The sequence below is a fragment of the Neobacillus drentensis NBRC 102427 genome (assembly GCF_001591445.1).
GTDB lineage: Bacteria > Bacillota > Bacilli > Bacillales > Cytobacillaceae > Neobacillus > Neobacillus drentensis.
In genome coordinates this window covers 1-17199 of the sequence record NZ_BCUX01000012.1, presented here as the reverse complement: position 1 = coordinate 17199, position 17199 = coordinate 1, and the positions used below count along the sequence as shown (strand labels likewise).

The window sequence follows — 17199 nt, the reverse complement described above, 5'->3', positions numbered from 1 at the left end:
TTTCAAAAATAAGGAAATATGTTCAAATTATTGAGTGGAATTAATATCACTCCGCTCCTTGAAGCCTCATTGTATAGATATGAAGAGCTATAAAAGCCGCTTCATCCACTGTCACATCAATATTACACTTTTCCTTAATTCGGTTTATTGCCCAAAGACCAATTTCATATTCTTTGCTATATAAGATTTTTATTTCATTTAATAATTCGTTTTTTAAATGAATGCCTTGCTTTATGCGCTCTATTGTAAATGACACATGATCCGTTAAAGCGATATGAATGTGCTCACTCAGTTTGCTGCCAAGGTATTGTTCTGCATAGGAGATAATCTCTTCTGAAATAATAAAGTGTTCTTCTGGAATACGACTCAAGAGTTGTTGCAGCTTTTCATTTTCCTTCATGACAAACAGCTTTTCAACCTTCTGAAAATGAATCAGATCATTTTTCCTCTTTCCATACGCAATTCCAGCTCCAAACGCGACCTTCTCCCCATCGCCATCGGTTACTAAGACAGCATTGTTATTCAGAACTTTCTTTAACCTCATTAGCCACCTCCTTAAACAGTCGTTGACCATTTGAGCTCGTTACATAGCAAAAACAGTTAAAACATTGTGTTACCGTCACTTGCTCTCGGATTTCCAAACCTATAAAACTCGAAAAGTCTTAATCTCATACGGTTTGATTTCAACCTCAATAGGTGATGCCGATTCTTCTCCGATTGGTTCTTCCATCAAATTGGTCTCCACCCATGAGGTGATGCCTCTGGCAACATCCAGAGAAACCTTGCCTCTTCGTCCTTCATATTCGTGCAAGCGGATAATGATGCCGTTGCCATCATAGGCCGGCTTAATAGAATCAATCCAAACATGGTCCGAATCCATTTCGAGGAAAGACTCTTCCTTTGCCCATTTCCCTTCAGAAGCCACAACAGGATCGTTCAAATCCCACGCTGTCTCCACCGTTTTCGCTTTGCGCCATTCCCCGATATGCGGGTAAAGCGAATAAACGAACGAATGGGTTCCCTGATCTGCTTGTGGATCAGGATGAATCGCTGATTTTAATAGGGTGATACGCATGATATGTTCTTTAATGTCGTAGCCATATTTGGAATCGTTCAGTAGGCTTACCCCATAGTCTGGTTCTGACAGGTCGGCCCACTGATGGCCGACCGTTTCAAATTTAGCCATATCCCAGCTTGTATTCCAATGAGTCGGGCGCTTCACATTTCCATATTGAATATCATAAGTGGCCTCGGTGGCACGGATATCCACTGGGAAAGCAGCCTTCAGCAGTTTTCTCTTTTCATGCCAGTCCACCGTTGTTTCAAAATCAATGCGGCGATCATTTTGATAAAAGACAATCCGCTGGGAGATTTCAGAATGATGATAAGTCCACTTAGCAAGAATCGTAAACGTCAATTCCCCATTTTCCACGACTTCAAATCTGATTAAATCACGGATTTCTTCCATTTTTTCTTGATAAAAGAGATCGATATCCCAAGCATCATGGGCAAGCGGCTTATCTTCGAAAATTTGCAAGATATTCCCCTTTTGATTCTCAGCGAGAACCCCACGGCCTGCTTCCTTATCAAAGAGGGACGTCATTTGGCCAAATTCATTCCATTCAACTCGGTAATACGGCGTTTCCAATTTCCGGTCCTGATAGCTGAAATTCGAATTCATTTCCTGAACGGCTGCCACCGGCTCAAAATATAACGTCTTGGCCCCAAAGGAAGGAAGGGTATCGACCTCAATCAGCCAGCCGTTATCCCGTTTTTGATGGGTTAAAATTTCTCCCTTGCTGTTTTTCCAAACGCCTCCGGCAAAATCGGCAAATTGCTGGACCGCCACATTTTTCTTCCCCTGGTGGTGAGTGGCATTAAAGAGCACGACAGAACGGTCATCCTGTTCGATTCCGTGCTCAATGATACGGGATTCCACGTTTCGAACTAGCTCGTGCGCTTCCTTGTATTCTTCTTTAGCATCCTCATACACCTCATGGATAGAGGAACCAGGAATAATATCATGGAATTGATTGCGTAAAATGATCTTCCAGCCATTTTTCAGCTCGTCCGTTCCCATCCATTGGCCGTTTTCAGAAAGCCATGATGTGAGGAATTCCGCCCGTCGGTATAGAAGCTCCAATTTTCGATTCATCTGCTTCATAAACGCCTGGCTGGTATAAGTGCCCCGGTGGTACTCGAGGTACAGCTCGCCATCCCATTTATGGATATAGCCATCCGATTCGGCAACATTCTCGTGAAGCTTGTTAAAAAATTCCCCGGCTGTCGACGTTTTCACCTTCGGCATCCCTGGCAGCGCATCAAATCTGCGGCGCATTTCAAGCATATGCCGGTTGACGCCGCCGCCGCCATCACCATATCCATAGGAAAGAAGCAAATCTTTCGATAACTCCTTATCACGATAGCCCTTCCAAGCGCCATTCACCGTTTTCGCGGAAATATAACCATTATACGTATAGAACCAAGAGTCCGGAGAATTCCATGGCTCCGGCGTCGTAATAAAATGCGTTAAAATCTCGGTACCATCGATTCCTTTCCAGTAAAAGGTATCATGCGGCATCCGGTTATACTGATTCCAGCTAATTTTGGTCGTCATCATTGTTTTAATGCCTGATTTTGTTAAGATCTGTGGCAGCGCCCAACTGTAGCCGAACACATCCGGTAGCCATAAATACTCGCAATCGACGCCAAACTCTTCTTTAAAAAAGTTCTTCCCGTGCAGGATTTGGCGGACAAGCGATTCGCCGCTCGGAATATTACAGTCCGACTCAAGCCACATCGCTCCGCCAGCTTCCCATTTGCCTTCAGCCACTCTGTCCTTTATTTGAGCGTAAATCTCGGGATAATCCGTTTTGATATAGTCATAGAGCTGAGGCTGTGTTTGCAAAAATAAATATTCAGGGAATTGATTCATTAAATGCAAGACCGTTGAAAAAGAACGAGCAGACTTCTCCCGTGTATTTTTTAACCGCCAAAGCCAAGCCACATCAATATGGGTATGGCCGACAGTATGGATGGTGATGTCTGATGATTTGGTGAAGGACTGAATCGCCTCTGTCAGGCTTTCCTCCGCCGCATAACAGGACTGATAAAATTCAGGGCTGCCGGGCTCGGTCCAATTAATCAAATGAAGGGCATCCGAAATCAACTTTTTTAAAATGGTATAGGCGGAATCCGACTCACTTGTTTCTTTTATCACTTCATAAGCAGCTAATAGGGTGTAATAGAGATTATCTACCCGGCGATCCAGCCAGCCGATCGCGGCCATTTGCAGCTTAAATTCATTTTCTGTCGGAACTCCTCCACCCTCAAGTCCTGACCAGAGCCTGAAATCCAAACGCATCGGCCCCTTGGCCGTTTGGTCATCGAAGAGTACTTCTTCATGGTTGGAATCGACACCCTGATAGGGTTTACCATTGACAAATAAAAGGGATTCAAAGCCTGAATTATTGCCCCCGCCCGTTTTTCCAAACGAGAATAGTCCTACAATCTGCTGATCGGCAGATGGCAAATGAGAATCGATCTCGGCATGAAGCCAAATATAGCGATCGCGGCCTTTCCAGTAGTCACCGATATTCATCACCTTTTGTTCATCATACGCAGCCGGTGGATAGGCACCAATTGAACCATCATCCTCCTGGGCGAAAAATTGATGAATTCCCTTAAGGTCTCGGTACCGGTAACCCTCTAATTCCCTGATGCGCTCTTCAAATTTTCTTTCTGTTAAAAACATGCTTTCACCTCGTTATAACTAGTTTTTATAATGAAAAGTTGCCTGCAGTGACGATCCGATGATAGACATTACCGCCTACCAGCCCATCCACGATTTCCCATGGCCCATCATGGTGCAGCCGTTTTTCTTCCAATTCCTCGATCCGGGGAATCCTTCCCTCAAGCCACTCCTGAATCCGGTATTTGACGGAATCAATCCGGGTAATGACGCCGCCATAACGAATATCGATCACTTCCCAGCCAAATGGCTTATACGCTGAAAACCAGACGTTTCGGTGCTTTTGCCTTAAAAGATCCACATTCGCTTGGATTCGATCCAAAATCATAAGAATGGATTTCATTTGTTCAAAATCGTTGTTCTGATACGCCGCTAGAATCTTGAGGCCGATTTCCGCTTTGTCAGACAGCACCCTCGCCAGCTGTTCATATAAATCAAACAGGGCTTCCCAGGCTGGATTCTCCTGTTTGGCTTTTTCAAGCACGGGTACCAGCTGCTGATAGTGCTTCCCTAAAGAAAGACCGCGGACATTCTCATCATATAAGCCTATTAAACTATCTTGGTAAAGCAGCACTTTCGATGTCATCGAGGTATTCATGTTATCCTCCATGACACCCGGAGTTTCATCCAATAATTTCAGATTCATAAAATCGGCAAAATGCCCCTCACTGCAAAATTCAAAGCGCTCTGATACCCTTTCAATAGACACTTCCTTTTGGTAAGTGTGTTCGGCAAATAATTGCATGATCGGGTAAGCTGTTGCAAAAGGCGTTTCTGCTCCGTTATCCCCCCACAATGTGACAAAGATTTCGCCGATCCCTTCCTGTTTACAGGCAGCCAGTGCCGCTTCTGTTGTCGCAATCGCCTTGCCATAGTTCGGCGCCAGTCCATTCCATGTCCAAGCCCCGCCGGCAAAAATCGGCGTGGAGCCGAGCAGCTTATGTTTTTGAAAATCTCGTTCATACACTTCTTGTTCTTTCTGGTAATAGTTCCAATAAACAAGCTCGACCTCCGGAATCCCTTCAAGAATATCCTCCCGAATGCTGCCGCTTTCATCCTTATAAGGGCTGTTTTCGGCAAACAGCGGTAAGTACATATCGCTCCAAATCATCGGTTTCAAACCTAGCTTATCGGTGATAGCGATTACCTTTTGCAGATGCCTATTCATGAGATCAATATGCTTTTCATAGCCACGCTTCTCCAAATATTTTCCTAGGCCAAGCTGAAATGTCTCGTCCATGCCAATATGAATCCGTTTGGTCCGAAATGGCTCGGAGGCCGCTTTTAGACAGCTCTCTAAAAAATCATACGTTTTGGGCTCATCCACGAGCAGGATATCATCGGTGTCTTTGATCTTTGAGGCATAATTCCATTTCAGGGCTTCCCGCAGGTGGCCCAAGGTTTGAATGCAAGGGATCATTTCGATCCCGAGCTTTTCGGCATATTCATCACATGCTTGGAGCTCCTCAAATGTATATCTTCCGCGCATATATCCAAAATAAGGATATTCCTTCACCTCGTACGTATCCTCCGTATAAAGCATCAGGGTGTCTAATCCCATGACGGCCATGTGCTGCAGAAGCTTCTCTACGTCAGCAACGGTGGGAACCGCATTTCTCGATGCATCCAGCATCACGCCACTCATGTTAAACTGTGGATTCTCGGTTATATCGAATTCGCTGCTTTTTTGATGATTCTCCAGCCACAATCCAATCGCCCGGAAAAAATGAACCGGCTTTTCGAATGAAATTTCTCCCTGGCCGCTTCTATTCACAACCCTTAACGGCCCTTGCTGATGTTTCACTTGTATTGGATATCCATCAGTAGATCGTTGAATCTTTAATCGTTTAGAAACAAGCTCAAGACCATCTGCGACAGCAGATATGTCCCCCTTTAAGTACAGTTCCACTTGTATTCCCCCTTTTTTCTCCGAATTCCAATCTGGTTCATGCTTTTTTCGTCAAATTTGTTGTTTTTAACTACAAAAACGCGAAATAAAAGTGTATTTTTACACTAGAAAAACTAGTTTGATAGATTTATCGGCGAATTTTTATGTTTTATCGGCGAATTTTTGATTTTATCAGCGAATCCGGAGCATTTATCAGCGAATTTCACACTTTTATCAGCGAATCGGAAATCGCTACCATTTTACCTTTAACAGACCCTTTCTAAACGAGAAAACCGGATAAGACAAACCTTCATCATCCAATAAGCAGGGGCAACCGCAGAAATAAACGGGATGAGGCCGGGAACCTGATTGATCAGGTAGCCAATTACCAAAAAACCGGCGCCAATCCAGATAGTTGAAGGCAGCCCCGTTAAGGTGATGAGAAAGGACTGTTTGATGTATTCCCTACTTGAAAGCACATAATGGACATAGACGGCAAAGAAATGGCCGACTGCCAATATTAGGATGATCAACAGGATGTAAAGGATGATTGAAAGGAAGCTGGCAAAAACACCCGACATAAAGGTCTCTGTAATCCTGATATCGATAAAAAGAAAAAGGCCGATGCCGTAAAAAACAAGGCCTATTCCATTGCTTCTCTTCCATTCTTTAAAATACACCTGCTTAAACGTCTTCCAAACATGTACATCGGTATCTTTTCTCAGCCATTTACGGACGATTGTAAACAGGGCAACCGTTGCCGGGAAAAAGCCAAATACCCCGATTCCCAAGGCGGTAAAGGCAATCCAGCATAAATTTGCTGAGATTGCCCTCCATATCCATTCACAAATAACAATCATCCATGAACCATTTTTCATACGGCACCACCCTTTCCAATGAACTTAAACCAACTTGCTGTTATTTTTCATTAAATGATGATAAAGCGGACTTCCTTTTACAGCTTTACCGGTTAAACTCAGCACGAATTCACTGAACATCGTGTTGGCCCACGCGAACCAATCTCTTGTAAATTCCTCCGGACAGTCGGCGTTAAAGCCTTCGTGCATAAAATCCGTACCGCCATCGGTGTTTTTAAAATAAGACAAAATTTGTTGTTTCTCCGCTTCGCTTACCGATGTCATCCCCTGGATGGCCAAGGCAATATGCCAAATATAGTGATCTGGCGTATGCGGGCTGCCGATGCCATTTGCATATTTACCCTCGTAATAATAGGGATTATCCCTGCTCAAAAGAAACTCGCGTGTATTGAGATACGTCTCATCATCAAATGGCTGGTACCCTAAATACGGGGCCGCAAGCAAACTTGGCACATTGGCGTCATCCATTAAATTAACGCGGCCTTCCCCATCAGTTTCATAGACATACATATCACCGTAGATCGGATGATCCAATTTCGCATATTGTTCAATCCCCTCCCTGATTTCCTCACGAAGCTTTAAGCATTCTTCTTTTAAGGAAGAATCCTTTAACACCTCATCACACATTTCAGCCGCATACCCTAACACGACAACGGCAAACATATTTGCTGGGACCAGGTATCCGTATGTGCAGGCATCATCACTTGGGCGGAAGGCGCTCCAGGTCATTCCCGTCGGAACCACACGCCCCCCTTTTCCTTCTCGGGTCAAGGTATCGGACTGGCGCACATCGGCCCGTTCAAACCGGTAAGGAGACTTGTTTTCATGATCCTGCTCCGTTCTCCAAACATGAATGATCGTCTCCAGCACTTCTTGGAGCGTTTCTTTTATATAAGCCGTACGGCCGGTTGACTTCCAAAACAGATAAGCAAGCTGGATTGGATAGCATAACGAGTCTATTTCGTATTTCCGTTCCCAAATATGGGGAGTCATTTCGGTAAGATCGGTTTGATGGCCCCTGCCATTCTCCGTTTCATTAAACGCATTGGCATAAGGGTCATGCAGGATAAAGGCGAATTGCTGGCGAATCACCCCTTCGAGTAATTCGGCCAGCTCCTCATCCTCCTCTGCAGCCAGCAAATAGGGGCGCACTTGTGCCGCAGAGTCTCTTAACCACATCGCAGGAATGTCGCCGGTGACGACAAAGGTTTTTCCATCTTCCAGCTTTTTCAGCGTCGTGGTATACGTATTAACAAAGCATTGCTCGAACATATGGTGTAATTTTTCGTCCCCAGGAAAGCATTCCTTCACATGTTGGATCAGTTTTTGCATCGATTCTGGAATTACTACTGTCATTTTTCCCTCTCCTATCGCTTATGTTGAAAACCTAGTGTGATAATTTCATAGCCTGTGACTTCATACTGATCGCTAGAATCATTGGTTTGTTCTTCAAGTATCGTACTCTTGTAAGATGTAAAATCCTTCTGGGTGGGGATGAATGCCGTAAGACTTTTACTAGTTGGCGCCGGATTGAACCAGCGAATCATCACGTCATCACATTCTTCCGCCACTTTCATCGATGACCACGCAAGGCCCTCGGACTCCCAGTTCACAAACTGATGGTCAGCTGGCAATGTCCCTTCATGGGCGCTTGTCTGAATAACCTGAAGGGGAGCTTTATATTGATAAGCCTCCACAAATGCTTCTGATGCAACCACATCTTTTTCATGCATGAGCACTTGCCACTCGGCTGTTTGAATCCCGATGCACTGGGCCTCCGGTGTCGGGAAGTAGCCCCAGTCGCCAAGCTCGGCAACCGAACGAAGTACGGTGAGGGCAATTGTTCCATCCGCTGGCAGGATTTCATATTCCTGAAGGCCGTCCGTGGCCACGGTTAAGCCCATTTCGTCACCGTTAATGCTGGAGAAACGCTGCTGGTGATGACAGAAGCTTGGATTTTCCCATTCCTTTTCCGGTGTATTCGGGCGTGTCACAACCTCGAAAATACTGTCGGCCTGGTGTGTTTCCGTCTGCAATCCTGTTGGGAAAAGGACACGCAGGCGGTGGTCCGCTGCTTGATTGTCAATGGTCAGCTTGAAAGCCGGCCCCTTCATTCCTTTTTCGAGAGTGGCAACGGTACGCAGTGTAATGGTCGTCGTTTCCTTCGATCTGCCTGCTTCTCTTTCCTTATGCCAAATCAAGCGGTTCCGTTCGATAGCTAATCGGTCGTCCGCTGAAACCGGGATGGTTAACATATGCGTAAACTCAAGCTCGGTTCGAAGCGGTGATTTTTCAATCAAACGGAATACGGCCGGCACATCCTTTGTCATAATCGGCTCATGTCCTTTTGCTTCCTTGTACATATATTCATTGCCGACATCCCCTGTGTCCTCGTAAATACCTAGACGATGGAAGGTCCTGCCGGTTGCTTTATTCGTTAAATCATAGGTGCCATCCTCATGAAACAGAAGGTGAACATATTCATTTTCCATTTCCATGCCGCCATCCGCCGCGTGTTCTGGACGCTGCCCGTCCGGCTGTTCCTGCGGAATAAGATAGAAGGTCTTGTAGCCGAATGCCGGTACATTTTCTGCAAAGAAGGAAAGCTTGGCCCATTTGGCAAAAAACGGCTGGCGGAACTTGTCATCCGGTAAATCATAGCCAAACTCCACCACAGGGCTTTCAAGCTGACTTTCGATGGTCTTGCCGGCTTGATCGACCAGCTTGTAGGCAGGCAATTCTTTATCCTGTAAATAGATTGGAATTTCTTCAAAATGCATTTGCGAAAAATACACCTTTTCCAGATCCACTGTTTTCGTGACGACTTCGTCTTTGCTCCACCCCGTTGTATTCAAGACAACAAGGGGAATTCCGCCCTCTGGCGCGCTCGAGGTATCAATTTTACCAGTAAGCTCCGATGCCTGCTCCGATACAAACACCTCTCCCATTTGCGAAACCGTTTCAAAGCGGGTCACCATTTCGCGGTGCACCTCATCCACGCTGCAGCCGCAAATGCTGTCATGCGGGTGATTCTTCATCAATGACTTCCACATAAAGCGGAGATATTCCCTCGGGTAGGTCCCGCCTGCTAAAAAGGCCATGCTCGCGAGCGGCTCGGCGATTTTTTCCAAAAGGGTTTGACAGTGGTTGTTCCATTGCTTCAAATAAATCCGGCTGGATGCGGTATTAACAAGCGTCGACCAGCCATCGGTCCGCTGATTGCGCAATTCGCCTTCAATGACCTGCAACTTCTCAGGAAGTGCTTCTTTTAACGCTTCTGTATATTCATCAAAACTGGAATGCTTAAAGGTGTAATCAGGATATAAACTAGCTGCCGTTTCAATCGCCTGCGGAATCGTTTTTTGCAGCGGCTGGTGGTCGCATCCATTCATAAACAATAACTGATTGGTGGACGCATACTTTTCGGCATCGCGTAGCTTTACATCCCAGAATTTCTTCGCTTCCGCTTCGTCCACCGGGATTTCATTTCCGTTCGAGTACCAATTGGCAAAAAGAATGCCTAATACATTCGAGCCGTCCGGTGATTTCCAGATCATCTCGGAATAAGGAGATTCATAATCAGGAGAATCCGACACCGTGTTATTAAAGCCGGTCGGTTTGACGCCCCTTCCGAAGGCCGCCGTATCAATCCCCGCTTGCTTTAAAAGCTGGGGCGCTTGCCCATAAATGCCGAAAGTGTCAGGAAAGTAGCCAATTTTTGAGACTGGCCCATAGGCTTTGGCATCATGTAAACCGATTTGCAGGTTCCGGACATTGGCTTCAGAGCTTGTTAGAAAAGCATCCTGGAGAACATACCACGGTCCGATATGCAGCTTTTTCTGTTCGATTAATTGTTTGACAGTCTCCCGGTTTTCCGGATGAACGGCAAAATAATCTTCCAAAAGAACGGTCTGACCATCAAGATGGAACGCTTGAAACCTATTTCCTTCTTTTTGGAACTGGTCGATCAACTCATTCATCAGCTTTATGAAGTAGTAACGGTGCTTTTCAAAAGGCAAGTACCATTCCCTGTCCCAGTGGGAATGGGAGATAATATGTGCAGTTTTTTTCATTGAATCTTACCCGCTTTCCTTTATTTAAGTTTTACGAAAACGCTATCATTTTCTTTGATTTCATTTTAACAAGCCAGGATTTTCGAGCAATAGATTACAAGTAAGTCCTATGGATTTTACAGTGTATCTAAAAATAGTTCATGAAAAATGGGGGCAGCCGCTCATTGCTTTCCTGCAATGAAGGCTGCCCCCTTCTCTATTTAATTTCCATTATTAAAATCCTTTTTTAATTCCTCCATCCGATCCATTAATTGAACTAGACGGTCATAGTTTGTAACCTGGCTTCTTAAGGTTGGATGAAGCTTGTTGTAGGCAACTTTGCAGTCGTTGACACGATGCTTATCAGCTAACGTCAATTGATCCACATCAGGAAGAGCATTGATTTGACGAATGACTTCCGTTACCTTTTCGTTCAAGTAAGCGGCACTATACCTTAGGCTTTCTCTTTCATCCTCCTGCTGGACGGTATAATAGATTCTTCCGGCCTCAGTACCGAAATCCAACTGTTCAAAGGCGATGGTTCCGTCTTGGTCGGCCGTCTTTTCTGCCAGAATATCCTTTGCATCCAAGGACTTATATAATCGAACGGTTTGACCTTTTTTCACTCTTTCAATGGTTACCTTATCTTCAGCTCCTGCGGTGTTTTCCGCCTTTACAAAATGCATCATCACGTTTTCTGTTCTCGGCAAAGCAGCACTTTCAAACATTTGCCAATCATAGATACGGATCGCTCCCCAAGGGGAAGTACCGCTGTTATAAATCTGCAGTTTGAATTCCCTTGCTGTTACCGGCTGATCAAGCACTATATCTGTCACCGCTTTCGTATTATCAGTAATCCGTTTGGCGCTGATCCATTCGCCGTTTTGATTTTTATAAAGCAGCTCAAAATCCACGGTGTTCATGTTATTGGCTTCCCCGCCATATTCAGCATGCTCCACACGCCAGCGGCGGATCGTTTTCTCTTCACCAATATCAATCGTCATATAACCGGTTTTCATATTGGTTGCGCACCACTTACTATTTGCGAGGGCTGTTCCGTCCAGTGCTTTAGAGGCCGGTTCTGCCGCATTTTCCGCTGAGACAGAGGTTACCTTGGCCTTTAACGCCACATTCGGCGATGTAGGGTTTTTCTCAATCTCGGTTGCATCCGTCCCCATGCCCCAATCAAAAGAAAATGTGGAGGCTTGACCGCGTACATAATCCTGATTGACCGGCACCACTTTCAGTTTCGTGATGTTATCGGCCGAAGCATTTTCAATCGTTCTCGTAATATTTGGTGTATAGAAATAGTTATTCGGTGTTACGCCCAATAGTGTTTCCACACCATCAGCATTCTCCTGGTAAACCTCATAATGCAAGACATTCTTCTGCTCGGACCAGCTTAGGCGAGCTTCCGCCTCAAAGGCTGTTTTCGGCATCTTTTCCATAATTTTCACATCAGCAGGTTTCGTCAGCACGGCTGCTGCGGCATCATAGACGGACAGCTCGCCTAAATGAATTGAGTAGTTTTCCAATTTTTCAGCGTTGTTGACTTTCAGACTTAGCGCATAGGCTGTTTTCCCAGCATCCTTTCCAAGATCAACAACCGCTGTCTGCCAGCCATCACCCGACTTAGGCAGCGGATAATATTTCATGTTGTTTTGTGCATAGTCTTCACTATAGGCCACACCCAATGACACATCTGCTCCCGATTGGTTTTGATAAACAACACGGACCTTGGTTGTGTCCGTAACCGGAAGTTTGGAGCTGTACAGCATCGTGTCATTGACTGAACCCGCTTCGAGCGCACCGCTGAATTTCAGCGAATTGCCTCCGTTATAGGCTTTATCAAAATCATAGGAAACCTTGATTTTGCTGCCTTCACCTCGGATCCACCAGCGCCACGTCGGCATGATATCTTGGATGGAACGGTTATTCCACTCAAGGCCGCTGGCAGTTTTTCCGTTCACAAAGTATTGTTTTCCGTGGCCGCTGTTAAAGTTTGTTGTAAATGGCTTGGATTGGATTACAGATGCATCCGTGACAAAACGCGCCATTCCTTTCCAAGCGGCCGAATCATTGGCCAGGGTAGGATCTCCCTGTGGTCCTGTCCATAAATTCTTTTCTTTTTCATGGAAGTCAGCCGGATCAGCCGCTAACCCCATGGTCGAGTTTGGCGCATAAAGGGCAATAGAAACTTTCGGCTGTTTCTTTTCATCGAGCAGTGCATCGGTATTAATTTTGGTATTATATGAATTCTGTTGAATTTCAAAACCGGCATAGGCATCAAATGGGCTACGATTATGGCCTTTCATCGTCTCTACGGTGGTGTTAATCTTACTGGTTGTCCAGTTATAGTTTAAAAAGAACTCATCAACGGCATATTCCCCATCTTCTGCCGGTTTCACATACATGTCATTTTTGCTGTTGATGGAATCCTGATAGTTGATGGCTCCCGTATTGTCTTGGGCGTCATACCAACTGACATTTAGGTTGGAATTCCGTTTAATATAGCGCATCATTTCATTCATGCGTTCAGCAGTGGCCTTGCTGACACCAGACGTTTCCTGATTGAAAAAATAGCCGTCAAAACCATAGTACTCCGCCACTTCCATCATCTTGTCAGCGACTGGGAAACTGCCATCCTGTTTCTGCTGTGTGAACTTTTCGATTTCGGCGACTCCCTCAGCGGATTTGCCCCATGGGAAACCAAGCGTAGCATAAACAGGCACCCCATTCCGGTGGGCGGCATCGACGATATCCGGTGTAGGAATCGCAAAAATTCCTTCATTGGTTCCTGACCAGTAAATATAGGAATCTAGTAATTGCCAGTTGTCGAAAGCATAGACATTAAAATCATTGCCTCCGACAGAGCTGGCCTCATCATGATTCCAGTTCGTAATCGCAGCAGAGGTGATGCCAGCCTTTGGATTAGCCAGCGGATTCACCTGGGAACCTTTAAAGCGATTTTTGTTTAACGGAATGCTGGCACGGTCTATTTCGGCATCCGGGTCGTTTTCAGGCGACCAGTTCAGAAGTGTTTCCACCTTGAAGGCCGGTGCCAGCGGTTTTAGACTGAGCCTGTCCGCATAATTTTCATTGACGATGTCCGTCCCGTCCCCATTAACGGCGGCTTTTGCCCCGGGGACATCCAGTGAACCGAGTAACATGAAAGCAGCCGATACAGATAAAATGCGGCCGAACAACTTGCTTCTATTTCTCCTCATCTTGCTCCTCCTCTTAATTAAGCCGCGGGGACGGTTCTCATGGCTTTCTCCCAAGGTTCACCTGGAAAAAGCTAGCGGAACCGTCCCCATGGCCACATGGTCATGGTTATGGATTCAGAAATCCATGGACTTCAAATTCAAAAATCCTCGCAGCCGTATCGCCGCCTTGGGTTGGTTTGTCAATCCAAAAACGAACATAGCGTGCGTTTGTTAACGCGATGCTGTGTTCTGAAACAGCCGCTGTATTATCCGTAACCTTAACAGCTTCGGTCCAATTGACTCCATCCGTGCTTACTTCAATCCTAAATGCCTGGGTGTTAAAGGCTTGCGGTTCCCCGCCCGCTTGTGCATGGCGAATGACAAACTTGGAAAGGGCAAACTGGTCGCCCAGATCCACCTGCAGCCAATGAGGAGCATTCCCCAATGCACACCATTTACTGTTGTCTTTGCCATCGAACGCATACTTCGCTGCTTCAGACGGAGCACATTGTCCACTGGCGATCGCGGTCTTATTCAATGCCACATTTTGAATGTCCTTGGCTGCTTCAGAAATGGTAATCATCGCTTCTTTTGTCAGGACACTTTCACCCTCGCTGTTTTTCGCGATCAGGGTAACCGTGTAGACGCCTTCTTTTTCATAGGTGACGACCGGATTTTCCTCATTACTCACTGCTGGGGTTCCACCTTCAAAGTGCCATTCCACCTCTTCTGTTACTTCTGATGAACGATTAAGAAAATGAATTTCCTGCCCCGGAGCCGCTACCGTTTGATCGGCACCAAAATCGGCTTCCGGCTTTGGATATGGCGGCCAATCGAAGGTAACCGATGTCGGTTCGCTGCGTTTGAATTCTTTGTTCACCGCAACAATTTCCAACGTGGTGCTGCTTTCTTTGCCACTTCTCTTCAGATTGGATAGGTAATACACCTTATTAGGGGTAGCACCAACAAACTCTTTTTCATTGTTCAGCAGCTTCCGGTAAATTTCATAGTGGCTCACATCGGAATCAGACGGCATCCAAGTAAGTGCAACGTCCGCATAGATTCCTTTATTAAACTCATTTTTATTTACCTTTGCATCGTTCGGAGCAAGGATGGAATTGTGCTTTTCCTGTTTGTTATAAACCTTGATTTCTCCGATATTGGTCGTAAAATCTTTCTCATCCTTATCACTTTCAACCAAAAGCGAAATGGCTGCGATGTTTTTACCACTGTATTTTTTTAGTTTGAATGAATCAGTAGTCCACGGTTGATCCGTTAGTTTTTTCACATCAAAGAACACAAATTGGTCGGGTTTGTCAGTAAAGCTGACTCCAAGTTTCATGTTTGGCTTTTTCAAATCTGTTTTGTATGTCAGCGAGATTTCCGTATCCTTTTGAATTGGCAGATTGGTTTTATAAAGCTTAATATGTGTTGGGTTATCTGCCTCGATTGTTCCTGAAAGCTTTAACGAGCTGCCGCCGTAATAGGCTGTATCCCAATCGAAATCGACGTTAACAGCCTGCCCGCCCTCTTTCAGCCAGCGCCAGGTCGGAAGGATATCCTGGAGACTGCGGTTATTCCAGGACTGTTTGCTTACCGTCGTTCCATCTGTAGCGAAAAACTTGCCGCTTCCTGTATTAAAATGCGTCACAAAAGGAAGCTCCTCGATCGCGGTTTTAGCCGTAAAATAATGGGCCATCCCTTTCCATGCCCCGTTATTGCTGGTTACTGCAGGGTTTTTGGACTTTCCTACCCAAAATTCATTCTCCTTCTGATAAAACTCCTCCATAGTGCTTGCCGTTTTAAAGGCCCAATCCGGACGATAAATGCCTAAAGAAGTTAATGGTGCTTTACCCTCAGGGAATATCCCATCCCAAGGAACGTTAGTGCTTGTCCCATTTGCTTCCACATCAATCCCGGTAAACAAATCATACGGGCTTCTGCCAATTTCCTGAGCTTTATTAACAGAAGACTGCTGGTTGCGCCACCAGAAGTTTAAAAACATACTGTCAGAAACACGTGTCTCCCCATCCTGCAGGAAGCTGCTGTTTTGATTGGTCAACGCATTTTGCCAGCTAACCCTCCCGTCCTTTGTCATCGAATCGTACCACATGATATGCATGCCTTCACTCTTATGCTGCTGAAGATAGACAAGGAAATCCTTCATTTTTTGAGCTGTCTTGGCATCTCCTCCTTCGGTTTCCTGGTTAATAAACCAGCCGTCAAATCCGTAATAGCGGGCCGCTTCAAGAAGCTTGTCCGCCGCTGGGAATGAGCCGTCCTCCCGTTGGGTCAACATTTGGTTCAGCCATGCAACTTTTCCGCCATAGTGGGTCGGTGGAAAGAAAACGTTTCCCAAAATCGGTACGCCATTTTTATGGGCAGCGTCAATGACGTCTGCACTTGGCGGCACGATAATCCCTTCACCGGAAGAACCTGCCCAATACACCATGATGTCGACGTATTGCCAATAACTAAAGGTATTCGCCAAAAATTCCTTCCCGCCTTGGGACGGTACTCCACTCGTTGTAGGGTTGAGTGCAGACAAAGCTACTACCTTTGCATCTGACTGGGCATTGTCATTGACTTTGTATAACACTTCCCGTTTGCCCAATGGAATTTGGCTGCGGTTAAACACAGCATCTGGATCGTTCTCTGGCGTCCAATTTAATAATTGCTCGGGATACCAATAAGATGATTCTGGCTGTTTGGCATAGCTAGTGTTGGGTGATAACCCCATCACAAAGATGCCCAAAAAGAAAACCAGCCACAAAAAGCCCTTTTTCACATTTTTCACTGTTTCTCCTCGCTCTCTATCTATTTTTTATATTGAAGCTTATGTAAGCATGCTTCCCCTTTCCCAGAATGGGACTATAGAATGATAGCGCTGTCAAAATTGCCTTCGATGATTTTTTTCCGTCAGTCATTCCCATTTGACTCATTTTTTCCCATCTTATTCCGAGCGGTTTTCTCCGTCAATGAATTATAAAATGTGATTTAGTTTTTCCATTATCTCTAAGGTTTTTCCATTAAAAATCCCCATGATGTGAGTGACTGGCAATGACAAGCAACTGAATCTATGTTGACCGTAATCAGCCCAGATTGACGATCCCAGACACTATTTCGATATTTCATTTTACTGATACTTTGAAAGTTAAAAAAAACTGGATAGCCCCTTTAAGGCTATCCAGCAAATTGTATTAATCAATCTTAATAATTAGTAGAATCTCATTATGAACTGAATATGAACTTTACTTCATCTTTCTAGTACATACTTAGTTCATAAAGAAGGAGTATTTGCCAAATGGAATAAACCTGGATTAAACAATAAAAAATACAGACCAAATCGCTATGCTTATAGAGGGGCTGGGGGGACCCCGCAGATGGATGTTTACCGCAACGCATCTTAATGAGACTCACTGGG

At 45.3% G+C, this 17199-nt stretch carries 8 protein-coding genes; all 8 read right to left on the bottom strand.

The window, feature by feature from the left end:
• Positions 1-46 precede the first annotated feature (46 nt).
• The gene (locus BDR01S_RS07270; protein WP_082797337.1) at positions 47-544 is read right to left on the bottom strand and encodes a PRD domain-containing protein; all 498 of its coding nucleotides are present in this window, start codon (positions 542-544) and stop codon (positions 47-49) included.
• 99 nt (positions 545-643) lie between these two features.
• Positions 644-3754, bottom strand: coding sequence for an alpha-mannosidase (locus BDR01S_RS07265; protein WP_066250260.1), 3111 nt, complete (start codon positions 3752-3754; stop codon positions 644-646).
• A gap of 25 nt (positions 3755-3779) precedes the next feature.
• Positions 3780-5660: a beta-N-acetylhexosaminidase gene (locus BDR01S_RS07260; RefSeq protein ID WP_066250258.1), complete on the bottom strand. Its 1881-nt coding sequence runs from the start codon at positions 5658-5660 to the stop codon at positions 3780-3782.
• A 245-nt stretch (positions 5661-5905) separates the two neighbouring features.
• Entirely contained in the window at positions 5906-6517 is a 612-nt protein-coding gene (locus BDR01S_RS07255) for a YesL family protein (protein WP_066250255.1), read from the bottom strand.
• 24 nt (positions 6518-6541) lie between these two features.
• Positions 6542-7873 (bottom strand): glycoside hydrolase family 125 protein, encoded by a 1332-nt coding sequence (locus BDR01S_RS07250; RefSeq protein WP_066250253.1) that lies wholly within the window; start codon positions 7871-7873, stop codon positions 6542-6544.
• Between the two features lie 11 nt (positions 7874-7884).
• Positions 7885-10590 (bottom strand): alpha-mannosidase, encoded by a 2706-nt coding sequence (locus BDR01S_RS07245; protein WP_066250249.1) that lies wholly within the window; start codon positions 10588-10590, stop codon positions 7885-7887.
• Between the two features lie 200 nt (positions 10591-10790).
• Positions 10791-13616 carry an endo-beta-N-acetylglucosaminidase gene (locus BDR01S_RS07240; RefSeq protein ID WP_169801418.1) on the bottom strand — a complete coding sequence of 942 codons (2826 nt, stop codon included), beginning with the start codon at positions 13614-13616 and terminating at the stop codon, positions 10791-10793.
• Positions 13617-13902: 286 nt separating this feature from the next.
• Positions 13903-16572, bottom strand: coding sequence for an endo-beta-N-acetylglucosaminidase (locus BDR01S_RS07235; RefSeq protein ID WP_235846509.1), 2670 nt, complete (start codon positions 16570-16572; stop codon positions 13903-13905).
• Positions 16573-17199: the final 627 nt, after the last annotated feature.